Genomic DNA, 26583 nt, shown 5'->3' on the forward strand with positions numbered 1-26583 from the left:
CGCTGCTACAATAACGACATATAGCTTACAGTAACATGCGTAATATCTTTTTAATCTTAATTACGGTTATCATCACAGTTGTCTGTGTCAAGAATCCGCAATCGGTGCAGCTCAATTTTATCGGGGAATCGCAAGTGGCACTATGGAAGCTACTATTGGCCTTTTTTATTGCGGGAATTGTATTTGTATCTCTATTGAAAATCGGAAAAAAGAAACAGCGGGCGTATGAAGAGGAAGAAATAGACGAATCGGAAGAAGAAAACGATCACAAAAAACCTCAATTATCGGATGAAGATCGAGAATTCCTCTCCTAAAAGAAAAAATAAACCACTAAAAATGAAGCCCTAAACAGCTGTAGCGCATTTTTATGGCACAAATACTTGCGTGGAATAGGGATTAACCCTATCTTTGCATCACTTCAAACAAGGAACGGTAGTTCAAAAACAAAGAAGTAAGATTCCGTAGCTCAGCTGGTAGAGCAATACACTTTTAATGTATGGGTCCTGGGTTCGAATCCCAGCGGGATCACAAAAGAAAAGCTAATCGCAAGATTAGCTTTTTTTGTTTTAAAGCCATTAGGATTCGAAAGAAAGGTCGGCCGGATTCAATCCTTTCGAGGCTCAGCAATATTAAAAATCACTATTTCCATTGATTTTTTTACAGAGCTAATTTAATAGCTTGGTTAGGCACATTAAATAGCAAAACGGATGAAAAATTTTATTTTACTTCTTTTAACCTTTTTATGTATTCCTGCTCATGCCCAAGATAAATTAGCCTCAACAGATTTGGCGTATCCTGATTTAATTCCGACTCTCATGCAGAACAGCTTATATGGCTACTCTGACAAATCGCTAAACATTAAGATAAAAGCGCTTTTTGAAAATGCAGAATTATTCGAGGCTGATTACAATTTCCAACTTTTCCATGTGAATAATGCCGAGATCATTAAATATGGAACAGCAGACTATGCCTGGGTTCTATTCAATGGTGAGCGATACCGCATCGATAAAAAGGGTACACGAGTATATAAATACAATCCAACCGATTTTAAAACAGGTGAAACAACCATTTATCTGTATAAAAATTCAACTGTTTATTATAGCGACAACATAGATCAAAACACACTCTTTCAACACATCAGAGACAACCGGAACGGAAAACAACTATTTCCGGACGAGCAATCCATTCAGGAATTTCGAACAAAAAACAAGGAGTTGATTGAAGAAGGTGTTAAATTGGTTTTTCAGCCCAAACGAAAAGAAATACCCTACATAGATTTTACCAGTGAACGCACTTTACTGAAGGGAATAAAAAATAGCGAAACCAATCAGATCGTTGTTAAAGCAAAGTATGCGAATATCGAGGAACTTTATAATAATCCACTACGTGAACAGCAGTATCCGCTATTTATTGGCTATCGCGGTGACCTCGATAGGGAAATCTATGTCGGCTTAAATGGAACAGAGTATTACATCAAAGACTAGTGTAAAAATCATTAATTTCCAAGTTACAGTCCGTAAAGACACTATTGCAGCTGTCATTTCACTAACTTTGTTAATAAGACAGACCAGCATGTACAAAAACAATTGCCCCAGATGATAGAAAAACTACTCTTCGAAATGAATACTTATGCTGCGCTCAGTGCAGAAACAACAGACATTTTGAAAACTATCTTTCAGGTGAAGCAGTTCAAAAAAAATGAACATATTCTACGTGCTGGAGAATATGCCAAGTACTATTATTTTATCTGCAAAGGATTATTAGGCTATTATAAATTAGACGCTGATGGTAATACCATCTATAAAATGTTTTTTGAAGAAAATAGCTTTTGTGCTTCCACCGCCGCCATCATCACAGAAACACCGAGCGCGTTCAACATCGTTGCACTCGAAGATGTTGAGTTGATTCAGTATTCTGCCAAGGCTTTCCGTGAGCTTGTCCGGACAAAGCATGATTTAGTACTCTTTCAGATAGCCTACCTGGAAAAGAATTGGGTGGTCAAAAAAGAACCACTTGAAATCGATTTGAAATGGGAATCTGCGAAGGAACGTTACCTTGAACTTCATCAGAATCAAGTGCTTTTCAAACGCCTCAAACAGCATCATATCGCCTCCTATCTTGGTGTAACTCCCACGCAATTAAGCCGCATCCGTAAGGAATTAAAAGAATAATTCCATCAACATCTGTATACGTTTTTAAAGATTATACTCTTGAATTTTGCCTTATAAAGATAAAATTTTAAGCTATGAAAACAGTATACACCCTCCTATTTTCTGCCCTTAGCCTACCACTGGCGGCACAAAAAGTCGTTAAGACAAAAATCCATAGTGCCAAAATGGACAAAAACATTGAAACCATTATAATTACACCCGACATGCAAGACGGGATCAATTATAAAACAGTTTATATACTCCACGGTTATAGCGGCAACCCCACCCGCACAGTGCAAGAAGATATTCCCCACTTAATCCAAAAAGCAAAAACATTTCAGACTATTTATGTGCTCCCAAATGGCAACTTCAATTCTTGGTACGTAGATAGCCCCATCGATCCACATTCACAGTACAGCACCTTTATCGGAAATGAGCTAGTCAATTACATCGATCATCACTACCCGACGCAACAAAACCGAAATGCGCGCGGAATACTGGGCTGGAGTATGGGTGGCTACGGAGCATTGCACATCGGCATAGCCTACCCACAAACATTTTCGATCGTCGGAAGTTCATGCGGCGCACTTGATTTCGACCGCTTTGGACAAGCCTACCAGCAATATCAGGTAGACAAGGTATTGGGCGATTTCAAAAATCTGAACGATGTAGACCGCATCTACAGCAACGAAGATAAAATGAAGCACAATAAACAACGCTATATCCTCGATTGTGGAACGGAAGACCTGCAAATGCTGGAAATGAACCGGACATTCCACAAGCATCTGACCAACAAAAACATCGAGCATCTTTACATCGAATCAAAAGGCGGACACGATACTGCTTATTGGAGCAAATCACTATCACAACAGTTGGCTTTATTTCAAAACTACTTTCAACATGAAGGACTATAAATCGACACTCTATGTTGCTGCAGGCGCTTGCAGCTATGGACTCCTCGCAACGATCGTGAAATATGCAAACCATTTAGGGATACACACAAGTCTGTTGACCTTTCTGCAGTTTATGTTTGGTTTTCTCTTTTTGCTGGCCTTTAATCTGTTTTCAAAGCGTAGTGCAAAAGAACATAACGTTATCAAATTTTCATCAAAAATAAAACTGATGGTATGGGGCATTTCATTGGGCCTAACAACTACACTTTACTATCTCTCCATCCAATATATCTCGGTATCTGTTGGAATTATTTTACTGATGCAATCCATTTGGATAAGTTTGGTTGCAGAAGCAGTGCTGTTGAAAAAGTTTCCTTCAAAAGGCAAGATAACAGGAGTTATTATCGTTTTGCTCGGAACGACCTTAGCAACCAATCTATTCCAAAACAATAATGCGCTTGATTACAGAGGAATAATACTGGGGTTCGGAGCGGGAATAAGTTATGCGCTGGCAATTTATGCTTCAAGCACAGTGGAGAAAGAGCTGCCGAGTTCGGTACGAAGCCAATTCTTGGTTTTAGGCGGACTGCTGCTCATCGTCGCATTTTGGAACATGGATATTATTCGGTATATGCAAGTTAATGCAGTCCCCTGGGGATTTCTGATTGCCATTTTTGGAACGATCCTACCGCCTTTATTGTTTACAAAGGGAATCCCGAAAACTGGAATAGCGATGGGAAATATTATTTCAAGTCTGGAAATTCCTGTTTCAACCTTATCTGCCATGTTGGTTCTGCAGGAAGTTGTTTCAGGATTCCAATGGTTGGGCATACTCCTGATTTTAATGGCTGTCATCATAATTAATGTTGGTAAGTCGTAGTAGCCAGCCAATGACTAAATCTATTATATTGCCATAAGATCAGCCCCCAAACCGGAACTATGGTTGCAGCCATGTGGAGCATTTCAAATATATTAGAGGCTCCACCAGTTTGGATCAGAAAGGATGAAAACAATAGACTAATAGCAGCGGGCAATAAAACAAAGGATAGTGCCCGTGCAAGCCTACTGCTTCTGAATTGCTTATTTAAATTTAGAAAAATAGATATCGTACCAATCGCAATACAGAGTGTCACGAATGAAAGCAACAATTCTGTAAAAAAGGGCATGTAGCAACGTGCTCTTTTTGCCGCCTCATTATTTGCCTGAAGTATGGCTGTAAGGACAAAGGTCGTCGACACACTAAACCCTATAATTCGCAGAAAAATAAAACTTAGCTTTCTTTTCATCGGCACAATATTTTAAAATAAACAAAACCGCGAATAGGCCTGAACTTCTCGTCCCCTCCTATTTTCCCTTAATAAATTTCGACCAGGCCCCTTCCGAGCGCCTCAATTTCAAAACCGAATTCAAGGCTGACTTCTCACATAGCATAACTGCTAAACCCGCGTAACCTTTAAACGACAAGAATCTTTTTAAAGATGCAAATTAATCCTTGAAAGATAAATGCCAAAGCACTATTGGACGTGGTCCTGACGATGTTTGACGGATGGACCTTAATATTTGTCGGCATGCTACACCTGAATATTTTTTCATTTTTTTACTAAGGTTTATCCTTCCTGTTACGTATCTATCTAAAATTATACACCATGAGATTGACTGATGATATCAAACAACTAATCATAAAGTACATCGGCGACAACTTAACGTCGGATGAAAAGACCGATTTAAAGCTATGGTTGGACGAATCAGCAGAACACCGTATTTTTTTTGAAGACCTTTTAGATCGCGATGATTTTATCAACGATTTAAATCAATGGAGCCTACTCCAGGCCTCAGATACGATGGATTGGAACGAAAGGTTAAAGACAAAGACCCTAGAGACCATTCGAACCTCCGCCATTAAACCATCTCCTATAAGAAACCTAAAGCGTTTGCTACCCTACGCTGCAGCTTTAATAAGCCTAATTTTAGGTGGTCTGATGTATTTCATAGTGGTAAAAAAACAGGCTACACCGATCAGCGATCGAATGGTCTTAAATGATGTAGAAGCACAGAACAACAACGCTGAAATACGACTTTCGAATGGCAAAGTACTCCAGGTATCGAGTCAGAAAGGAGCCCTTGTTTCAGGAGATAAATTGACCTACGAAGACGGTACTGTTCTACAAAACGAATCTTTAAAAGAAGATCTGATGGCCACAGTTAATACCCCCGCCGGCACAATGCTGAAACTCCAATTGGAAGATGGCTCGGAAATTACACTCAATGCGAAAACAACACTCAAATACCCGCTTCATTTTGCAAAAAACAAACGTGTTGTTGAAGTTGACGGTGAAGCCTATTTCAAAATTGCAAAAAATAAAAAGGTTCCATTTCAGGTCGTTTCCAATGGACAGCTCATCGAAGTCACCGGTACCGAATTCAACGTAAACACCTATTCGAAATCCCAAAGTAGTACAACGCTTGTGGAGGGAAGCATCAATCTATCGGCGCAAGGGCAAACGTTACAGCTCAGACCCAACCAACAAGCGCTCTTAGCTTCGGGTCAACTATCCAAAAAAGTGGTCGATCCCGCTAATTACATCGCATGGCTCGACAATAAATTCTATTTTAATGAAACGGACCTTCATACTGCCCTACAATTGATCGGTCAATGGTATGACCTGCAAATCATCTACACGCAACCGATAAAAGAAACACTATTATATGGCGAAATTCAACGTACGAAAAGTCTATCGGCAGTCCTAAAAATTTTGGAACGCAGCCATATTAAATTTGAATTGATCCAAGAAAATGGCATCCGTAAACTCTTTGTTTCAAACTAACCAATTATCCATGAAATAACCCAAAAACAACAATTATGAGAAAACCAACCTAAGGAGACAAAACGAGATACTAAAAAAAGCCGACCAATGCTACGAACATTAATCGGCCATAATAGCGATCTCCATTTTTGACCGATTTACCCAATCAGTTTAACAATAGATTATATCCCTAATTCAACAAATTTATGAATTTTAAATTTCTTGTTCATAGAAATCGAATTGCTGTGAACATCCCCAAGCAATGGAAGACCAAAATGAAGCTGAGCGCATTTTTTACTCTTGCATGTGTTGTTAAGCTGTCTGCAGCCAGCTACGCACAATCAATCACGATTAACGCCAAAAAAATGTCATTGGTGCAGGTACTACGTACCATCCAAAAACAGAGTGGCGTCCCCTTTCTATTGAATGGTAAAGAACTTGCTGAACTAAAAGTTGAGGCGCAGGTTCGCAATATGCCTTTAGAAAAAGCTGTACCGATCCTCTTAAAAGTCCAACCTGTGGATTGGAGTTTTCAGGATAATATGCTTGTCGTAACGAAGTTAAAAACAAACCACCTAACGTATGACCTTCCAAGCAATTACGTCTTAGTGCAACAAAACCGCACCATCAAGGGAAATGTTCACGATAGCAAAGGAACCGCGCTCCAAGGTGCAACAATTATGATAAAAGGTTCGACAAAAGCAACTACTACAGATGCAAGTGGTAACTTTCAGATTGAAGCAAATAATAACGCCGTACTTGTCATTAAAATGATCGGCTACCAAACCAAGGAAATCCCGTTGGCCAACCAGCCCTACCTCAATATTGAACTTAGCCAGCATATCGACGCATTGGAGGAAGTCGTCGTCGTAGGCTACGGTACGACAAAAAAGAAAGAACTAATCGGTTCGGTTTCCCAAGTTGATGGGAAACAACTCGCCAAACGCTCCGTTCCCCAGCTTGCTCAGGCCCTCACTGGTCAAATGCCGGGCGTGACCGTCATACAGCGATCTGGCCAACCCGGGGCAGCAAACAATACGATACAGATTCGTGGTGTGGGATCATTCGGCGCCAGTACCGATGCACTTATTTTAGTTGATGGTATCCCCACCAATTCCTTTAATGATATTGATCCAAATGATGTTGCCTCGATATCGGTATTGAAAGACGCCTCCTCAGCAGCCATATATGGAGCTAGAGCCGCAAACGGCGTTATTCTGGTAACAACAAAAACAGGCGCAGCTGGCGGAAAATTAACGGTCAATTACAATGGTTATTATGGGATCCAAAAGCCAACAGCATTCCCCGAATTTGTCAACTCTTGGGAGTACGCTTCCTTACTCAACGAAACCACAAGTGGTGGCGGTGGTTATACGGCCGAAGAAATCCAAAAATTTAAGGATGGCTCAGATCCTGACAATTATCCCAATGCCAATTATATGGCAAGCTCATTTAAGTCGCAAGCAACACAAACAGGCCACAATTTAAATATATCCAATACCACAGATAAAATACAATACACCTTATCTGCTGGTTTTTTGAATCAAAAAGGTATTGTCATCAAAAACAATTTTGACAAATACAATGTCCGCCTCAATCTCATATCAAACCTCAATGACAAGCTCAAATTAACGACGCGGGTAGCAGCAATTCAGACCGAAACAGACGAACCGGCAGCACCGGCAACGCTCGACTTCTCCCGCATGACGGATATCATTTCTCAGGTGATTCGCTATCCCGCCATATACCCTATTCGGTTGAGCAACGGTGACTGGGGCGCAGGAAATAACCTGAAAGGGACACCCGTATCTTTCCTGGAGAGCGAATCCTTCTACAAAGAAAAAGTATCCAATATCTCGGGAAACGCAAGGCTCGATTGGAAACCGATTTCAGATCTGACCTTATCCGCTATTGGCGGGTATACGCAGACGAATGGCCGTACAAAACTTTTCAGAGCTTCGCAACGGATCAACAATTCCATAATTCTGGGCCCCTCAAATCTGAACCAAAGTGCGCCCTACGACACTTACAAAACTTTTCAAGCTTTAGCAGACTACACGAAGACTTTCGGGTCGCATAACCTGAAAATATTAGGTGGTTATTCTTTCGAAAAAGGCTACAGCGAAGGTTTAAGCGCTTACCGCCAGAATTTTCCCAGCAATGATCTTACCGAGTTAAATGTAGGTTCACCAGATGGGCAACAGAACGCTGGGACAGCCTCAGAGTGGGCATTAGAATCATTATTTGCACGCGTACAATATAATTATGCCAAGAAATACCTTGTCGAGGGTGTTGTTCGATACGATGGGTCATCCCGTTTTCCAACCGATAAAAAATATGCGACCTTCCCTTCGATTGCAGTAGGTTGGTTGCTGAGTGAAGAATCGTTTATAAAGGACCATTATAGTTGGATCGACGAATTGAAAATCAAAGGATCTTATGGGGTACTTGGAAACCAAAATATTGTCGGTAATATACAACAGCGCGTTGTCTCTAACTACCCATACCAGGATGTTTTAAATCCGGGTTATAATTACCCTTTTGGAAATACCATTTCTCCAGGGGTCGCCAGAACAACAATTGTTGACCCTACGCTACGGTGGGAATCAACCCGAACGGCAGATGCGGGCATGGAAGTGGCTTTATTTAAAAATTTATTGACATTCAGTAGTACATATTATAACCGATATACTTACGATATTTTGGTGAGCCCAGGTTCTAGTGTTTCCAAAGTTTTGGGGTTTGAAGTAGGCGTACAGAATTCTGGAAAACTTCGAAATAGTGGCTGGGAATTCACCTTGGGACATCAAAAGAAGTTGAACGAATTTTCGTATAATGTGAATCTAAACTTCTCTACCGTCAAAAATAGAGTCGTCGATTTGGGTGTCGGCAATATCAACCAGCCAAATGGCTTAGTTGGAAATGGTTCAACCCTATTTATCGGTTACCCCATACAGGCTTACTATGGCTACCAAGCCGATGGCCTATTTATCGATGCTGCTGATATTGCAAGCTGGGCCAATCAAACCAGCATCAACCCAAAGCCACAGCCAGGCGATATCCGATACAAAGACATTAGTGGCCCCGACGGCATACCTGATGGAAAAGTAGATGCCACATATGACCGAACTGTGATCGGATCACGTATCCCCAAATACACCTACGGGATGAATATCGGGATGAGCTATAAAGGTTTTGACTTAGGAATACTTCTTCAAGGTGTAAGTGGTGTTAAAGGCTTATTGGACAATTATGCTGGATTTGCGTTGACACAAAACGGCAATATCCAACGCTGGCAAGCTGATGGCAGATGGACAGCAGCAAATCCCGACCGCAATGCGGTTTACCCAAGAATTGAACAATTGCCAAGCACAGGTACTCCCAATACACTGCTGTCAGACTACTGGCTTTTGGATGCGAGCTACTTACGCCTCAAAAATATGCAATTAGGCTATACCATTCCCAAGAACACCCTTGCAAAATGGAAATTGTCAGGCCTGCGGATCTATGCAAACGCCGAAAACCTATTTACCAAAAGCAATTATAGAAAAGGCTGGGATCCGGAAATCAATTCAAGCGGCGCCTACTACCCTATTATGCGCAATTTTACATTTGGGGTTAACCTTAGTTTTTAACCGATCGATAAAAAACCATGATACATAGCACACACAGACATATAAAATTGGCCCTATGCATTCTTCTTGCATCAAGCCTGAGCATCAGCTGCAAAAAACAGCTGGAAACCAATCCGCTTGATAAATTTGCAAACGAGACTTTTTGGACCAGTGAAACGAATGCGCAATCAGCGCTGACAGGATTATACAAAGCAGAAATCCAAATGAACTCCCTCGCCGAATTCAGCCCCACAGACTGGTGGTCCTATAACGGGCTACTTTATCTGGAGTTTGCTTCGGACAATGCCTACGATAGACGTGGTGATAATTCGGTTTTCAACAAGCTATCCGATGGAACATTAACGAGCAATAACGGCAACTTAGACAATTATTGGCAGTATACCTATAAGAAAATCGCCCGTGCAAATTATTTCCTTGAAAATATTGATAAGACGCCGATTTCAGCTGAACTACTCGCTCGTTTCAAGGCAGAAGCGCGCTTTATACGTGCCTGTCAATATTTCTACCTCTCTCAATACTGGGGTGACGCTCCCTTGGTGACCAAAACCTTAACACCCAATGAGGCAAACCAGGTATCCAAAGCAAAAAAACAGGAATTGGTTACTTTTGTTGAACGTGAATTACAGGAAGCGGCAAACGACTTACCGAGTTATGGCAAATTGACTGCCGCAGAACGGGGCCGCGCAAGCAAACAGGCAGCCCTCGCTTTCCTGGGACGCATCCAACTGGCCGAAAAAGCCTACGCCGACGCGATCAAAAGTTATGAGCAGATCATCAATGCCAATGAAAACAGCATTGATCCCAACTATTCAGGCTTATTTAATGGAACCAACGAAACGAGCAAAGAGATTATTTTTGCCACGCAGTATCTTGTTGATCTCGCTGGAAACGGTATGTTCCAACACAATTTTCCCGCAGTCGCCGGCGGTTGGCATCTCCATTGCCCGCTTGGTAGCCTTGTAGAGAGCTATGGTTTCACCGATGGAACGGCATTTTCGTACGATGATGCGCGATATAATGCGCAAGACATCAGCAAAAACCGGGATCCGCGTTTAGCCTTCACGGTGATAACAAATGGAGACCGCTTTAAAAATTTAAAATACACCTCACATCCAGATTCCACATTGTCTATTGATCAATTGACAACAACAAAACAGGCAACACGCACGGGCTACGGATTGCGCAAGTTCAACGACGAAGGCTTTAGTGGAAACTTACAAAACTCTGGAGCCGATGTTCCTATTATACGCTACGCCGAAGTCCTCCTGAGTTACCTTGAAGCCAAACTCGAAAATGGTGATCCTATTACAAGCGACCTACTGGACAAAACTATCAACGCTGTCAGAAAAAGAAGCAGCGTTAATATGCCAGCCATCACCGTCCAAAGCAGTAGCGCACTGCGTTCGACCTTACGTAACGAAAGACGTGTCGAACTTGCACTGGAAGGACTCCGTTATTGGGATTTATTACGTTGGGGTATCGCAAAAGATGTACTAAAGGGCGATTTCTATGGGGCACCATTCCCAGGGGCGAAAAATCTCCGCATAAAAGCAGGTGGAAACAAAGATCCTTATAGCCGATGGTACGTAACCAGTAAGGCCTTCCGAGCTGGCCAAGATGAACATTGGCCAATTCCACAGAATGAAATTAATATCAATCCAGATTTAAAATAGTACCTTGGGTATCGTCAATTGTCAAACGATACCCTTTAAACAAAATTCAACGTATATGAAGAAGCCACTATCTCTAGCGTTATTACTCTCCGCGAGCCTTTTTGTTACGCTACCCACCGTTAGTTTTGCCCAAAAGGCAAGTAAACCGAATGTCATCTATATTTATGCGGATGATCTTGGTTTCGGTGATTTAAGTAGCTATGGTGCCAAACAAATCGAGACACCCAACCTGGATAAGCTCGCCCGGAACGGCGTCCGATTTACCAATGCACATAGTACATCGGCAACTTGCACCCCTTCCCGTTTTGCATTGATGACCGGGACGTATCCATGGCGCCAGGAAGGTACAGGCATTCTGCCAGGCGATGCCAAGCTAATCGTTCCTACGGATAAAATTACATTACCCAAAGTATTTAAACATGCCGGCTATGCTACTGCCATTGTTGGCAAATGGCATATGGGACTCGGAAATCAGGTCCAAAAAGACTGGAATGCCCCCATTAAACCCGGGCCTAATGATGTAGGTTTTGACTATTCATTCATTTTTCCTGCAACAGCAGATCGCGTCCCAACAGTGTTTCTTGAAAATGATCAAGTTGTGGCCGCTGAAGCCAATGATCCAATTCTGGTGGACTATGAAAAGAAAATTGGGAACGACCCTACGGGCAAAGAACACCCCGAACTGCTCAAAATGCATTCTTCACCGGGTCAGGGCCACAATCAGACTATCGTCAACGGTATCGGAAGAATCGGCTACATGAGCGGCGGAACACGTGCCAGGTGGGTGGATGAAGAAGTTTCCACAACATTTCTCCACAAAGCCCAGGACTTTATTTCCCAACATCAAAACAAACCGTTCTTTCTCTATTTCTGCTTGACAGAACCACATGTCCCACGTATGCCCGCAACACAATTTAAAGGGAAAAGCAAACTCGGCTACCGCGGCGATGCTATTCTGCAGTTGGATTGGACCGTCGGACAAATTCAACAGCAGTTGCAGCTCTTGGGACTTGACAAAAACACGATTATAATTTTCAGTAGCGACAACGGGCCCGTTCTCGACGACGGCTATATGGATGGAGCTGTGGCCCAACAAAATGGCCATCTACCCGCAGGCCCACTACGCGGTGGCAAATATAGCATCTTCGAAGGCGGAACGCGCGTGCCCTTTATCGTGAGCGGCAAAGGTGTTGCACAGGGGAAAGTTTCCAATGCTTTGATCAGCCAAATAGATCTGTTGGCAACAAGTGCCCAATTATTGGATGTTCCACTAAAAGCAGATGAAGCAAAAGACAGCGCCCCACTCTTGAAAACCTTAACCGGTCAAGATAATAAGGGACGTAGCAGTATGGTACAGCATGCGCAGACACTGGCTATCGTAAAGGACGAATGGAAATATATTGCACCCAGCAAAGGTGCCCCCTACATGAAACTAACCGATACTGAAACAGGAAGTCTTCCGGAAGATCAGTTATACGATCTCAAAAATGATATCGGCGAAAAGAATAATGTGGCTTCAAAATATCCAGAAAAGGTCGCTGAACTCAAGCAGTTATTGGAAGGAGAACGTAAAAAATGAAAATAAAAGCTGGACTCGCCCTCATCCTCCTTGGATGGGGGACTCTTTTTGCACAACAAAAGAAAAAGCAACAAAAATTGCCCAATATTATATTTTTTTATGCGGACGATTTAGGTTATGCCGAAACGGAGCCCTATGGACAGCGATTGATCAAAACACCCCATATCCAACAGCTGGCACGTGAAGGTCTACGTTTTATAAACCACTATACAAGTACGCCTGTCTGTGCCCCCGCCCGCTGCATGTTATTGACGGGCAAGCATGGTGGCCAATCCTATATTCGTGGAAATTATGAATTGGGCGGTTTTGCAGATAGTCTCGAAGCTGGCCAGATGCCACTTCCTGAAGGAACGTATACCATGGCTCACCTATTTAAAAAAGCCGGCTATCAGACCGCAGCCATTGGAAAGTGGGGACTTGGGATGAATAACTCCACCGGAAGCCCCAACAAACAGGGATTTGATTATTTTTTTGGCTACCTGGACCAAAAACAGGCCCACAATTACTACCCAACCCATCTTTGGGAAAATGAAACAAAATATCCCCTTCAAAACAAGGAAAAATTTGTACATACTCCTTTAGATTCCAGTAAGGCCACGGCAGAGGACTTCAAGCAGTTTGACGGTAAGGAATATGCACCTGAACTAATGACAGCGAAAGCGCTGGCTTTTATCGACAAAAACCGAAGTAAACCTTTTTTCTTATACCTTCCTTATACTTTGCCGCACTTATCACTACAAGTTCCCCAGGAATATGTGGATAAATATAAGGACCTCTTCCAGGACAAACCGTATTACGGACAGGACGGCTATACCGCTACCCCCTATCCAAGAGCGACCTATGCGGGTATGATCACCTATCTGGATGACCAAGTCGGTACGATTATGAAACATATCAAATCATTGGGAATAGATGACAATACCATTATTCTGTTTTCCAGTGACAACGGAACTGGTTTTAATGGGGGCATAGATTATCGCTTTTTCCGCAGTGTCGATTCGCTTAGGGGATTAAAAATGGATGTTTTTGAAGGTGGTATCAAAGTTCCGTTAATTGTCAGGTGGCCAAACCATATCAAAGCCAATGCTGAAACGGACCTTATCTCGGCCCAATATGACCTCATGGCAACCTTCGCACAGCTGGTTCAACAAAGCCCCGGACACAGCAATGGGCTCTCCCTCCTTCCAACCTGGCTGGGTCAGAAGAATCAACAGAAACATCAATACCTCTATTTCGAATATCCAGAAAAGGGCGGCCAGCTCGCCATACGCGAAGGACGTTGGAAGGCCGTCAAACTCGATCTGAAGAAAAACCCCAAAGCAAAATGGCAATTGTTTGATTTAACGACAGACCCTTGGGAAGAAAATGATTTAGCTGCACAATACCCACAAATGCTGCGACATTTTGATGAAATTGTTCAGCATGAACACCGACCTGCCCATATTCAGGAATGGGAAATTGTAGCGAATAAGATGATTAAAAAATAAATCGATTTCTTTCTTCATTTTTTTATCTTAAAAAACTTGGGTTGTCCGGATTGAATCATGACAACCCAAGTTTTTTATGTAATTTAGCACAGCAATCCACAGCTGGAGTCTAATGTGAATGTACCTATTGAATGACGTATCGACCATAGAGGAGTACAACATATTCCGAAGGCCAACGTAAAAGGATCAATAACCAAGTATGCGGCAAATAGAATCATACATCAATACACTAAAAGAAGGTGATGAAATGGCTTTATGCTTTTTTATGGATCATTTTGGTCATTCGTTACGCTATTTTGCCTTTTCCTACCTCCGCAACAAAACCGACGCCGAAGAAATTGTCTCCGATGTTTTTGTTAAGTTATGGAATAATCGACAAAAGGTAGAGAATTATGAAAGCCTGAAAGCCTTTCTTTTTATCGCTACTAAAAATGCCTGTATCGATATGCAAAGAACGACGCAATTCAAAATACGGAAAGAGGAGCTCGATATTCTTCAGCATATGTCGGTTCCGGAAGACGATGTACTCAAGAAAATATTCCGTACGGAACTCACCGAATTGCTGCTTGCTGAAATAAATTTGCTCCCCAGACAGCAGGCTCAGATCTTCAAGCTCAGCTTTTTGGACGGCTTGAATACCGAAGAAATTTGTGAAACATTAAACACAACCGCATCGACCGTCTATTATGCAAGGTCTAAGGCATTATACGCATTAAAAGAAAGGTTCAAATCTAAAAAATTTGAATACCTCAGTGTTCTTATGCTATCTGTATGGTATGCCTTCAAAGGATAATTAACTCCCTTCAATTTCCCGCATCCGACCCCTAGATAGACCAATAGGCTATTCACACAGCATCCCCCCTAAGGTTAACCACCTTCAGGCAATACTTGCCCTCCAACCTTGGAACGGTTTAAAAAATACAAACAGCTGTTTATCAGTAAACTAAGAAAGCAATAATTTTAAAAAACTAGAAACAAAAAAAAGCTTAGCATTCGGTCGGGCGACCTGCTAAGCTTTTATAAATACCTCTTTGTAAGAGGCAATCAACCTAAACCTAGGACAAAGATAGTGCTTCAAATGATATAAACAAAAATTTTGTTATATTTTTTTTCAACTCCCATAAATTTGTTTTAGCATAGCAATCACAAAAGGAATAGTAAGTGTACAATGTACACTACAATCTTTTTGCATTTTTCAACAAGCTTTTTTTTTGGTAGCTTCGCTCAGCGCCTCCCAACCACAGTATTTAACTCGTGCATTATTTAAATTTACTATGTAATAAGGGAGCACTCCTTTGCTTCGTTTTATCAAGCACTCTTATTCTTTACAGGTTCAATTGGATGCATAAACAGGGTCCGAAATGATGGATTGCCCTTTTTAAAGATCCTTTTAACAATCGCTATAACGATCCTGCTAGTTTGAACATCAAGTCCAGTTTCAACTAGCATTCGCCTGACTTATCGCGACAGTATTTGTGCGACCTTAACAATCATATTTCATTTTTTTATTTAGTAACTTTGGAAACAATCAAAAATAAAATAACATGTTTACTGGAATCATAGAAACCTTAGGAAAAATAGAAAATATCGAACAGGAGAAAAGTAATATCCATTTTTACGTCAGTTCTGCTATTTCCAATGAACTTAAAATAGACCAAAGCGTTAGTCATAATGGCGTTTGTCTTACTGTAGTAGGATTAAACAATGATCTCCATAAAGTGACAGCAATTGACGAAACGCTACAGAAGACAAATCTGGCTCAGTTAAAGGTGGGCGATCTGATCAATCTGGAACGCTGTACTTTGGCAGGCGGAAGATTTGATGGACATATCGTTCAGGGACATGTAGATCAGACTGCGCGTTGTATCCAAAAGAAAGATGAAAATGGTAGTTTTATTTTCACCTTTCAATATGATGTTTCCAAACAAAATATCACCGTAGAAAAAGGATCCATTACCGTAAATGGTATCAGCTTGACAGTAGTCGATTCTAAAGACGATCAGTTCTCCGTTGCCATCATTCCATATACGTTAGAGCATACCAACTTGCAGCAGGTTGAAGTGGGGAGCACAGTCAACTTGGAGTTTGATATCATCGGGAAATATGTCACGAAGATAATGGCTTTGCGCGCTTAAAAAATTCACTGTTCTTCCTTGGGTTTAAAGGTAATCCAAGGAAGTTCATCCTTACACGCTTTATTCCGGGTCCTAACTGTATACTTGATTTATTCCAAATAGTGCCCCTGACGGATCAGTAATGCGCGATATTTATTGAATACACTCGATTTGGAAACAAAGCCCATATATTTATTTTCGTCCCCTAAAACTGGAAGTATCCACGTATCGTCCTTATTCATTTTAGCCATCACGATTTCCATGTTTTCGTTGATCCCAACGGTATCATTTGGCTTCTGCGCTAATTTCTCAAAGGTGGTATCTCCCCCATCCACTTCGCCCAATAAGACTGAAAATAGAAACTCACTATAAAGAAGTCCCATAAATTTGCCCTCATAATCAACCACGGGAAAGATATTGCGTTTACTATGGATGATGTCTGTTTGTCGACCTTTTGGTGTTTCGTCAGGGCGTAAGATCACAAAATTAGTTTCCAATACATATTTAATCCGCATCATACTTAACACGGATCGATCCTTATCTTCATAAGAAATCAGATCGCCAGACTCGGCCAATACCTTGGTGTAAATGGAATGCTTTAGCACGGCTCGATTAATCAAATAAGAAATGGAACAAACCAACATCAATGGAACCATTAACGTATAACCTCCGGTCACTTCAGCAATCAAAAATATGCCCGTCAACGGCGCATGCATAATGCCGCTCAACGCACCGGCCATCCCCGCAACCACAAAATTTGGCACATTTAACTCGGCTATTCCGGTTAAGTTTACACCATACGAAAATGCAAATCCTAATAATCCGCCCATGACTAAACTTGGTCCAAATACACCACCATTTCCACCGCCATTTAAAGTAAATAATGCGGCAAGGGACTTTCCAAATAAAGTCAATATCGTATAACCCAGGACGACTAATCCCATATCTTTATAGTCTGAAAACAAACTGTTCTTAACAATCGAGTTAAACTGACCATTCAGAATCTGCTGAATGGTAATATAGCCCTCGCCATACAGTGCCGGGAATACAAAAATCATCAGACCTAAAGCAATTCCACTGACCCAGACTTTATTATAGGGATTCTTAATCTTAGAAAACCATTTACCCACACTTCTGGAAACACGTGCAAAGTAAATCGTATAAAGCCCAATCAACACGGCCAACAAGAGGTAAAATATTAAGGCCGAAACCTGCCAGTCGGAATTGAATGTACTGAATAAGGGTTCATTATAAAGCACACGAGAGACAACAGAAGCTAATGCTGATGAGATCAGCAAAGGAATGAACACGGGAATTGAAAATTCTGGAAGCAAAATCTCGATGGCAAAGATCATTCCGGCCAAAGGGCTGTTGAATGCACCTGAAATTCCTGCTGCTGCACCGCAAGCCAATAACATGGTAACTTCCTTATACTGCAGTCCAAAAAAACGGGCGATATTAGAACCGATAGAAGACCCGCCCAAAGCAACTGGTGCTTCCAAACCACAGGAACCGCCAAAGCCAACGGTTATAGCTGAGGTCACTACCTGAGAATAAATATTACTGGGATCCAATCGGCTGCCTTTCCGACTGATGGCATAGATAATGGGTGTAATCCCATGTTCCATCTTCTTCCCTTTTAGAAATTTGCGAACAAAAAACACGCTGAGCAATATTCCGATCAATGGAAAAATTAAGTAAACTGAGTATTTTACTTTCCAGTCGATATCATCTTGTATTGTCGTTGCAATAAAATGGGTTAATCTTTTCAGTACAGATGCCATAATACCACCGACAATTCCAACCAAAAATGCGAGTATAATGATAAAGTTCCGATTTGAAACTTTCTTCATCCGCCATTGATTGATCTGGTCTATTTTTTTAAAAAAACGTCTTTTGAGGTTTCCCATATCGTTCTATTGAAAGCTCAACACTTCCTTCTTCTTTTTTGTTTTGAATTTATCGGGTACTACGGCCAATATTTCTCTTTCCAGCGTCTGGATGGCCTGTCTCTTCACATAGTTCTGTGTGGTCACCAATGATATCTCACGTACCGGTTCTGGTGATTTGAAATAACGGATACGATCCAATTGTTCGTCGGAATAATCCCAAATCGACAATTCAGGCAATATGGTGATGCCATCGTTGATATCGACCATACGTTTTAAGGTCTCTACGCTACCGGTGTTATATTCAAATCTTCCCGTAAGATCTTGATTGTGCTTGTGGTGACAAATATTAAGTACCTGCCCACGCATACAATGCCCCTCATTGAGCAACCAAAGTTTATCATCGGCAATATCATCGCCACTCAGTATTTTTTTCGGAAACAGGGGGCTATTGACGGATATATAGGCGACAAAATTTTCGTAAAATAAGGGCGACTCCAAAATCCCAGGGTCATTTAAAGGAGTAGATAGCACACCACAGTCCAAAAGTCCGACCTTCAATTCATGCACAATCCGTTCTGTCGTGTATTCCCATATCTGCAATTGTAGCTTTGGATATTTTTCCATAAATGTGGTCAGCACATTCGGAAGTAAATATGGTGCGATTGTCGGGATAACACCGACCCTTAGCGTGCCCTCAATTTCCCCTTTTTTATCCTGTACAATCTCATTGATTTTTCGGCTTTCCGTCAATACCATTCGAGCTTGAAGAATAATTTTCTCGCCGATTTCTGTAGGAACAACAGGCTGACGGCTCCGGTCAAAGATTTTTGCCCCTAAAGACTCTTCAAGTTTTTGTATTTGCATGCTCAACGTAGGTTGCGTGACAAAACATTTTTCTGCAGCTGCAACAAAACTTCGGTAGGTATCAACAGCTATAATATATTCCAATTGGATTAAGGTCATCTTACTATCTTTAAAGCACAAAATTACGATTCCTGTCGTAAACCAATGTCAAATCCTTTACAATTAAAGTCAACAGGGGTATTTGGCCTGCTTATTATACAATAAATACCTTGCCAAAAAGATCCTGTATATCCACTATTGTTACATTAGTTCACATAAAAAATCGATTTCATCGAAATGCTTTTCTTAAATTTGGAGATTTACAACAGTTGATAGTTAAAATCCTATGAAGTTTATAAATCGTACGACAATTGCACTAGCTTTATTCTTAACCATGGCAAACAGTCCTTATAGCAAGGCAAATCCTGATGAGGGAATGTTTCCATTGAGCGAATTAAATAGAGCTGGATTGAAGAAAGCCGGATTAAAGATCAGTGAGAGAGACATCTACAATCCTGGCCAGGTCGGACTGGTAGATGCCCTGGTTCAAGTTAGTGGATGTACTGGATCGTTTGTCTCAAACCGTGGTCTGATTATTACCAATCATCATTGTGCTTTTTCTGCCGTTCAACTTGCGAGTACAGCAATCAACAATTACCTAAAAAACGGTTTTGTCGCACAAAATCAAGAGCAGGAAATTGAGGCAAAAGGATTAAAAATAAGAATTACCGATTCTTATGAGGATGTTTCCGCTAAAATATTAAATGCTGTCGCTAACATCAGCGATCCAGTGGAGCGTATCAATACGATCAAACGTAAACAACAAGAACTGGTTAAACAAGCTGAAAAGGAAGATCCAACGATTAAAGCTGAAGTATCGGAAATGTTTATCGGCAAAAGTTATGTCCTATTCCGTTATAAAACAATTGAAGACGTTCGTTTAGTTTATATTCCACGTCAAAACATCGGAGAATTTGGTGGAGAGACCGATAACTGGGTATGGCCACGCCACACGGGAGATTATTCTTTTCTGAGAGCTTATGTCGGCAAAAACGGAAAATCTGCACCTTATTCTAAAGATAACGTTCCTTACCAGCCCAAAAAACACCTTAAAGTCAATCCAAATGGGGTACGGGAAAATGATTTCACCTTTATCCTTGGTTATCCCGGAAAAACATTCCGACACAGACCAGCACAATATATTCAATATCAACAGGAATATCTTTTGCCTTACGTATCCAACCTGTATGATTTCCAAAATAAACAGATGGAGGAAGCAGGAAAAGACAATACCGATATCGCCTTGTCCTTGGCAACACGCATAAAACGTAATGCGAATGTATTGAAAAACTATCGTGGTAAACTCAAGGGCTTACGAGGAATCGACTTGCTATCGACAAAAAAACAAGAAGACGAAGCACTGGCAGCGTTTATCTTAAGTAAACCCGAATTGAAAAACAAATATGGAAGTCTACTCGCTGATATTGATGCCTATTATCAGCTCAGTGATCAAGATGCCCTTAAGGAACTTTGGATCAACAATATTTACAACAGCACAAGCTTATTGAAAGTAGCTCGCGACCTAAACGTTCTGAAAACCAACTTAGCCAAGGAAAAATCATCCCAGGTGGCCAAACAGCTTTTCGATTTAAATATTGAAAAGTTAAAAACAGCACTTAAAGAAACTTACGAAAGCTACAATAAGCAAGCTGATCAGCGTATTTTCTCCCGAATGTTGGAAGATGCCATTGCATTCCAAGGTAAAAATCAATTGGCCTCCATTCAGAAATTGCAATTTAATACGGCTACTGCACAAGAATTTGCAACAGAGATTATTCAGAACAGTAAACTTGGCGATCAAAATTACATACTAAATACTGTCTTGGCCAATGCCGATGCACTTCAGAAATTTGACGACAAATTATTGGATTTCCAGGGCAAATTGAACAATGATATTGTCCAGTTCGCTGCTGAACAAAAAAGACGTGAAGGGGTACTGAACAAATTAATGGGCGATTATGTCGCCGTTAAGGAAATTTTCCAGGCCAAGAACTTTATTCCTGATGCAAATTCAACCTTACGTCTGACTTACGGGCACATCAAAGGCTACTCGCCTGCTGACGCAACCTATATGAAACCGTTTACAACAATCGAAGGGATTATTCAAAAAGGAAATCTTGGTTTAGCAGAATTTGACTATCCACAAGAAATCAAGACAGCTTACCTCAACAAAAATTTTGGTCCGTATCTTCAAAAGGATCTGGGATCCGTACCGGTCAATATCCTATATGATATGGATACCACAGGTGGAAATTCAGGATCTCCAATTATGAATGCCAATGGTGAATTAATCGGTGTAAATTTTGATCGTGCTTACGACGCAACAATTAATGATTTCGCTTGGAACGAGAGTTACAGCAGATCCATCGGAGTCGACATTCGTTATGTCCTCTGGGTTGCCGATAAAATTGACAACGCGCATTTTATCCTGAAAGAAATGGGTATCTAATCTGGTCTAAAACAAGGCGCAAGAAAGCCGCTGCATCGAGAGATGCAGCGGCTTTTTTTTGTTCACCACGCTATTTCCGATTCGCCCGGCGGCGTGCCACTGCGAACGAAGAATTCACCGTAAATCAGAACCTATTCATCTAACTCAGAATAGCTTCGCGTACTATTTTGCCCCTTGGAGCAAAGAAGAGAAAACAGTCTTCAAACGCAACAAGCCTGTTGTCAATACCTCCCTCGAACAAGCAATGTTGAGGCGAATAAAGTCATCACTCCCCTTCCCGTACATCGCACCTACATTCACCTGCACATGCGCTTCATCCAATAAGAGCTTTCCCAATTTTCGACTTGAAATCCCCAAAGCGGCGCAATCTACCCATACCAGATAAGTACCCTCCAAAGGAAGCACATGCAAAGCAGGCAGATGTTCGTTCATAAAGCCTTTCAAATACAGATAATTTGCATGGATGTAGCTTAAAGCCTGATCCAACCATTCCCCGCCCCACTCATACGCAGCGATCAAGCCCGTAATGGCAAAGGGGCTAATGCTACTGATCTCATTAGCTAAGAAAGCCTGTTGCACCTTCCTCTTGAGTTCAGGATCGGCCACGAGGACTGTAGCGACCTGCAATCCCGCCAAATTAAAGGTTTTACTCGGTGCTACACAGGTAATCGAATTCGCCAAAAAGGCTGCACTGATACTTCCAAAAGGAATATGTGTATAGCCTTCAAATACCAGATCGCAGTGAATTTCATCCGAAATGACTAAAACTTGGTGTCGCAAACAGATTTCACCAAGACGTTCAAGCTCAGCTCGGGTCCAAACTCGCCCAGCCGGGTTATGTGGGCTACATAAAATAAATAACTTGACTTTCGGATCACTTGCTTTATGCTCAAAATCCTCAAAATCGATCGTATACTCGCCATTACGATAAATCAGGTCATTGGAAACCACCTGGGCTTGATTGCGTTCTATGGAAGAAAAAAAACAATGATATACAGGTTCTTGCACCAAAACCTTATCTCCGGGTGATGTCAATGCGCTAACCAAAGCCGAAAGCGCCGGTACCACACCGATAACTGGAAGTATCCATTCCGGTTGAAGTACAAATTTATGTCGCCGTGAGGACCAGCTCATCACTGCGCTGTAAAAAGCAGCTGGAATCGTAGCATAACCATATACCGCATGTTGAACCCGTTGCGCAAGTGCATCCACGACTGGTTGTGCTGCTGGAAAGTCCATATCCGCAACCCAGAGTGGAATCAAATCGGCATAATCATGTTGATTCCATTTGACCGAATCGGTACCACGACGAACAATCGTTTTGTCAAAATTATAGATCATACAGCAATTTAATTAAAATTAGGAGGCATTTGCAAAAAAAATATGATAAAGTAAAAGGGGGTTCAGATCGCACGATAAATTACTTAGTGAAGGCTAATATACATAACAAAACTCGCGGACATAATAGACAACATGCAATAAAAAAATCCAGTATACCTGGATAAGCAGAAAGCGCTATCTTTACAGAAAATAGCATAACAACTATGGCCAAAAACAACTTTTCATTCCGTGCCAGATTAAAGAGTTTTCACTATGCTTTCAGTGGGTTGAAAACAGCCTGGCAGGAAGAACATAATTTCAGGGTGCATTGTATAGCGGCCATTATGGCCATACTGCTATCCGTTGTGCTTCACATCAGTACCCACGAATGGATTGCTGTACTCTTTGCCATTGGTTTTGTATTCGTCTGTGAGTTGTTAAATACTGCATTGGAAAATATGGCTGACTTTATCTGTCCAGAACATAACCCAAACATCAAAAAGATGAAAGATGTCGCCGCAGCGGCAGTGATGATAAGCAGCATCACCGCGCTATTGATCGGCCTATTAATTTTTACCCCCAAGCTGATCTCATTGGCCCTTCGTTACATTTTCTAACGCGAATTTCTCATCAAATGCAATCTTCTTCGGATCAACAAAAGACATTTTTCCAGCTTTCTCCTTCATCGCACCATAACCTTCCATTGCACGAGCTTTAGATAATTTAAATATCACCTGGCGGACCGATTCCTGTCCCTCAGAAGAAAAAGTATAATCGGCCGTTAAAATGTCCCCCTTCAATACACCATCAATATGTCCGCTATTACGATCTTTTTCCTTCCAGGCATAGCTAAGATCACCCTGTACCTTTTCTCCATCAACAGTGATTGACAGTGAAATGGTATCGCCATTTTTAAGGTACTGATATGTACTCTTTCCACTAAGAAACCCCGCGGTATCCAACGGTTGAGTAGTTTGAACAGTATCATTGCGTTTCGTTGAAGTAACTTGTTTTTTTTGTTCCTGATGGCAGCCAGCACAACACAGCAACGCTATAAATCCGAAATTGATTATTCTCATCGTCTATTTTTTGTTTGATCGTATAGATAGCAATTCAAAAGAATTTTTGTTTTAAATAACTACCATTTAAAATTTTCAAATTCAAAAAACAAAAAGCAAGCGAATATTGTTTATAAGTTAGATAGCAGTCTACTATTTTAGCACGATATAAGCTATTAAAAATAAACAATTTAGTAACAATAAAATTATCGTAGGCTTATTGTAAAGCTAATTTTTATTAGTAAATTGTACATTATAAAATTCAGGAATTCTTAACCAATATTAGTATGAAAGATGTAAGCTTTAAGAAATTTGATAGTGGATGTACATCACTCACAAAATTGTCCATTGAAACAGACTTGGCTATTATTGTTAAAGAGCAAGTTACGATTCCTTCCGAATCCAAAATTGAAAAACTCAGACGCTGTAAAGAAGAATTACTTAAAAGCCTTTGGTTTGTTCAACGTCAATGTTGAGATAACATTTTCCTTCAATTTTCGACTATCCGCCGATCAGCCTCTTATGGTCTGACCGCCACACATTCAAGTCACTTTTAACACAAAATAAGCCCCTCTGCTTTATGCTTTTTGGGGCTTTTAATATATTCAATAATTCGCCGTCACAAGGGATCAAAGCGATTTCAAATGTTTATAATTAGACTTAATGGTATCCCACACCTCTTCGAAATTACCCGACAACATTAATTTTGCCATACTTTCTGTCATCCCTTTCATTTGACTGAAGGATATTTTGGGTGGCATAGCCAATGCATTGGGATTGGTATATAGATCAATTAGGACAGGCTCATCGACAATCCCAAAAGCCTCATGGATAACACCATCCACCTCCTGGGGTTGAGTCACCGTAAATGCACGTATGCCCATCGCCTGGGCGATCATCGCAAAATCTGGATTGACCATATTAGTTTCCTGATCTTTAAGACCTGATACCTGCATTTCCAATTTAACCATACCAAGTGCACGATTGTTGAAGACGATGATTTTGATCGGTAAGTTATATTGTTTTATTGTTGCAAGGTCCCCCAACAACATGGATAGGCCTCCATCGCCACAAAAAGCAATAACCTGGCGCTCAGGATGTGTCAATGCAGCTCCAATAGCCATTGGCATGGCATTAGCCATAGAACCATGATTGAAAGACCCCAGCATGATTCGATCCTTTCGCTGATTAATATAACGTGCTCCCCAAACACAGCACATACCGGTATCAAGCAAGAAAATCGCATCATCATTGGCTTTCTGATCAATGGTATGAGCGACAAATTCTGGCTGTATTGCGCATTCGCTGCCTGAATCCTCCACATACGTCATGAGATCTTCCTTGACCTTTTCATAAGAAGCAAGCTGCTTCTCCAGAAATTTCGTATCCGAACGCGCTTCTACAAAGGGCAATACCGCTTTTAAGGTATGCTCAATATCGCCAACAAGCCCATAGTCTACGATGGATCTACGCCCTAGCTTTTCACCTTCAATATCAATCTGGATAATGGTTTTGTTGGTCGGTATAAAATCCTTATAAGGAAAATCAGTCCCTAAAAGTAAAATAAGATCGGAATGATGCATACTTTGAAAAGCCGAAGCCATTCCTAGAAGTCCTGTCATCCCGATTTCATTGGGATTGTCGCGTTGGATATCCAACTTTGCTTTAAATGAATAACCTACTGGCGCATGGATCTTTTGTGATAATGCTACAATTTGCTGCTGTGCTTTCTTGGCCCCCACACCACAGAACAAGGTTATCTTTTCTGCTTGATTGATATATTGTGCCAATCGCCCAATTTCCATCTCCGAAGGTCTAATTTGCGGCTCGGTAAAAAACACCTTCGTTGAAGTATTCATTTGAACCGCTTCCATTTCTGATACGTCACCAGGTAGGCCGATAACTGCAACATCCCGTTTAGAGATAGCCTGTTGTAATGCATTTTGCACCATACGTTGCACCTGCTCCGGCCGAGTGATCATTTGGTTGTAGCAAGAACAATCATCAAACAGCTTGATTGGATTGGTTTCTTGAAAATAATCGGTTCCAAATTCGTAGGTAGCACATGTTGATGCGATCACAAGCATGGGTACACGAGTCTTGTGTGCTTCATAAACACCATTGATCAGATGCACATGCCCAGGCCCACTGCTTCCCGCACAACAAGCGATCCCGTGCAAATCAGCTTCTGCCGTTGCAGCAAACGCCCCCACTTCCTCATGCCTGACATGTATCCATTGCATCGTTCCATCTGCATGAACAGCTTCGTTGAAAAAATTTAAACTATCGCCCGTTACGGCATAAATACGCTGAATTCCCGCATCCTTTAAAAGACCCACAATCTGGTGTGCTACATTTTTCATACTTATACTATAATTTAAGATTTTGTGATAGCGGCATCGTGCAAATTATATTGCCGCTATTTAATAACAACAATAATGTAGCGTAATGGTTTGGGACATTAGCTGAACAGGTCTGTCGTTTCCCAAGCGTATAATCTGGTCGAATGTGCAATAACAGCCTCAATTGGGAGCAGGTATATACTGGGCTCAAATTAAAGCCAACAATTCGCTATACTTGAAATAAAAAGAAATTGTATTCAACAAAAAAAGAGGCTGTCTCAAAA

21 protein-coding genes and 1 tRNA gene are annotated in these 26583 nt (G+C 41.2%); 16 read left to right on the forward strand and 6 right to left on the reverse strand.

The features are described from left to right. Positions 1-35 precede the first annotated feature (35 nt). The 6 genes from B3E92_RS17625 (at position 36) to B3E92_RS17650 (ending at position 3923) form a co-directional block, all read left to right on the forward strand. On the forward strand, positions 36-314 hold the full coding sequence (locus tag B3E92_RS17625; protein ID WP_070561913.1) for a lipopolysaccharide assembly protein LapA domain-containing protein: 279 nt from the start codon (positions 36-38) through the stop codon (positions 312-314). 141 nt (positions 315-455) lie between these two features. Beyond that, positions 456-528, forward strand: a tRNA-Lys gene (locus tag B3E92_RS17630). A 179-nt stretch (positions 529-707) separates the two neighbouring features. Continuing rightward, positions 708-1484: a hypothetical protein gene (locus tag B3E92_RS17635; protein WP_286897740.1), complete on the forward strand. Its 777-nt coding sequence runs from the start codon at positions 708-710 to the stop codon at positions 1482-1484. A 111-nt stretch (positions 1485-1595) separates the two neighbouring features. Further along, positions 1596-2171 (forward strand): Crp/Fnr family transcriptional regulator, encoded by a 576-nt coding sequence (locus B3E92_RS17640; RefSeq protein WP_286897742.1) that lies wholly within the window; start codon positions 1596-1598, stop codon positions 2169-2171. Between the two features lie 74 nt (positions 2172-2245). Continuing rightward, positions 2246-3064, forward strand: a complete 819-nt coding sequence (locus tag B3E92_RS17645; protein WP_286897744.1) for an alpha/beta hydrolase — start codon at positions 2246-2248, stop codon at positions 3062-3064. Continuing rightward, entirely contained in the window at positions 3051-3923 is an 873-nt protein-coding gene (locus B3E92_RS17650; protein ID WP_286897746.1) for an EamA family transporter, read from the forward strand. Before B3E92_RS17645 ends, B3E92_RS17650 begins: the two co-directional genes overlap by 14 nt. On the opposite strand, the gene B3E92_RS17655 is transcribed toward B3E92_RS17650, so the two are convergent. Then, on the reverse strand, positions 3904-4329 hold the full coding sequence (locus B3E92_RS17655) for a hypothetical protein (RefSeq protein ID WP_146753040.1): 426 nt from the start codon (positions 4327-4329) through the stop codon (positions 3904-3906). The genes B3E92_RS17650 and B3E92_RS17655 overlap by 20 nt on opposite strands. 360 nt (positions 4330-4689) lie before the next feature. Here B3E92_RS17655 and B3E92_RS17660 point away from each other — a divergent pair, with 360 nt between their 5' ends. From B3E92_RS17660 to B3E92_RS17690, 7 genes are all read left to right on the forward strand, one after another. After that, positions 4690-5868 (forward strand): FecR family protein, encoded by a 1179-nt coding sequence (locus B3E92_RS17660; RefSeq protein WP_112374476.1) that lies wholly within the window; start codon positions 4690-4692, stop codon positions 5866-5868. A 185-nt stretch (positions 5869-6053) separates the two neighbouring features. Further along, a complete protein-coding gene (locus B3E92_RS17665; RefSeq protein ID WP_286897749.1) occupies positions 6054-9482 on the forward strand; it encodes a SusC/RagA family TonB-linked outer membrane protein in 3429 nt (1142 codons plus the stop codon). A 17-nt stretch (positions 9483-9499) separates the two neighbouring features. Further along, positions 9500-11155, forward strand: a complete 1656-nt coding sequence (locus B3E92_RS17670) for a RagB/SusD family nutrient uptake outer membrane protein (RefSeq protein ID WP_286897750.1) — start codon at positions 9500-9502, stop codon at positions 11153-11155. Positions 11156-11210: 55 nt separating this feature from the next. Further along, on the forward strand, positions 11211-12734 hold the full coding sequence (locus tag B3E92_RS17675; protein ID WP_112374473.1) for a sulfatase-like hydrolase/transferase: 1524 nt from the start codon (positions 11211-11213) through the stop codon (positions 12732-12734). After that, positions 12731-14221 (forward strand): arylsulfatase, encoded by a 1491-nt coding sequence (locus tag B3E92_RS17680; RefSeq protein WP_112374472.1) that lies wholly within the window; start codon positions 12731-12733, stop codon positions 14219-14221. The genes B3E92_RS17675 and B3E92_RS17680 overlap by 4 nt, the downstream gene beginning before the upstream one ends. A gap of 199 nt (positions 14222-14420) precedes the next feature. Further along, on the forward strand, positions 14421-15014 hold the full coding sequence (locus B3E92_RS17685; protein WP_070569769.1) for an RNA polymerase sigma factor: 594 nt from the start codon (positions 14421-14423) through the stop codon (positions 15012-15014). Positions 15015-15765: 751 nt separating this feature from the next. Beyond that, complete coding sequence (locus B3E92_RS17690; RefSeq protein ID WP_046675860.1) at positions 15766-16356, forward strand: riboflavin synthase; 591 nt, start codon at positions 15766-15768, stop codon at positions 16354-16356. Positions 16357-16445: 89 nt separating this feature from the next. Here B3E92_RS17690 and B3E92_RS17695 read toward each other — a convergent pair whose 3' ends face one another. After that, positions 16446-18245, reverse strand: a complete 1800-nt coding sequence (locus tag B3E92_RS17695) for a chloride channel protein (RefSeq protein ID WP_070569765.1) — start codon at positions 18243-18245, stop codon at positions 16446-16448. Positions 18246-18251: 6 nt separating this feature from the next. After that, the gene (locus tag B3E92_RS17700) at positions 18252-19190 is read right to left on the reverse strand and encodes a hydrogen peroxide-inducible genes activator (RefSeq protein WP_286897751.1); all 939 of its coding nucleotides are present in this window, start codon (positions 19188-19190) and stop codon (positions 18252-18254) included. 226 nt (positions 19191-19416) lie between these two features. Between B3E92_RS17700 and B3E92_RS17705 the strand changes: the two genes are divergently transcribed. After that, the gene (locus tag B3E92_RS17705; RefSeq protein WP_112374471.1) at positions 19417-21579 is read left to right on the forward strand and encodes a S46 family peptidase; all 2163 of its coding nucleotides are present in this window, start codon (positions 19417-19419) and stop codon (positions 21577-21579) included. Positions 21580-21741: 162 nt separating this feature from the next. Here B3E92_RS17705 and B3E92_RS17710 read toward each other — a convergent pair whose 3' ends face one another. Further along, positions 21742-22920 (reverse strand): MalY/PatB family protein, encoded by a 1179-nt coding sequence (locus B3E92_RS17710; RefSeq protein ID WP_112374470.1) that lies wholly within the window; start codon positions 22918-22920, stop codon positions 21742-21744. Between the two features lie 203 nt (positions 22921-23123). On the opposite strand from B3E92_RS17710, the gene B3E92_RS17715 reads away from it, so the two are divergent. Further along, complete coding sequence (locus tag B3E92_RS17715) at positions 23124-23516, forward strand: diacylglycerol kinase family protein (RefSeq protein ID WP_070569758.1); 393 nt, start codon at positions 23124-23126, stop codon at positions 23514-23516. Here B3E92_RS17715 and B3E92_RS17720 read toward each other — a convergent pair. Continuing rightward, entirely contained in the window at positions 23490-23978 is a 489-nt protein-coding gene (locus B3E92_RS17720; RefSeq protein ID WP_112374469.1) for a hypothetical protein, read from the reverse strand. The genes B3E92_RS17715 and B3E92_RS17720 overlap by 27 nt on opposite strands. A gap of 266 nt (positions 23979-24244) precedes the next feature. Here B3E92_RS17720 and B3E92_RS17725 point away from each other — a divergent pair, with 266 nt between their 5' ends. Further along, the gene (locus B3E92_RS17725; RefSeq protein ID WP_112374468.1) at positions 24245-24433 is read left to right on the forward strand and encodes a hypothetical protein; all 189 of its coding nucleotides are present in this window, start codon (positions 24245-24247) and stop codon (positions 24431-24433) included. 153 nt (positions 24434-24586) lie between these two features. Here the strand turns inward: B3E92_RS17725 and B3E92_RS17730 are convergent, their stop codons facing one another. Beyond that, positions 24587-26320: a thiamine pyrophosphate-dependent enzyme gene (locus tag B3E92_RS17730; RefSeq protein ID WP_070569752.1), complete on the reverse strand. Its 1734-nt coding sequence runs from the start codon at positions 26318-26320 to the stop codon at positions 24587-24589. Between the last annotated feature and the right edge of the window lie 263 nt (positions 26321-26583).

The organism is Sphingobacterium sp. UBA6317, from assembly GCF_002440385.1.
Classification (GTDB): Bacteria; Bacteroidota; Bacteroidia; order Sphingobacteriales; family Sphingobacteriaceae; genus Sphingobacterium; species Sphingobacterium multivorum.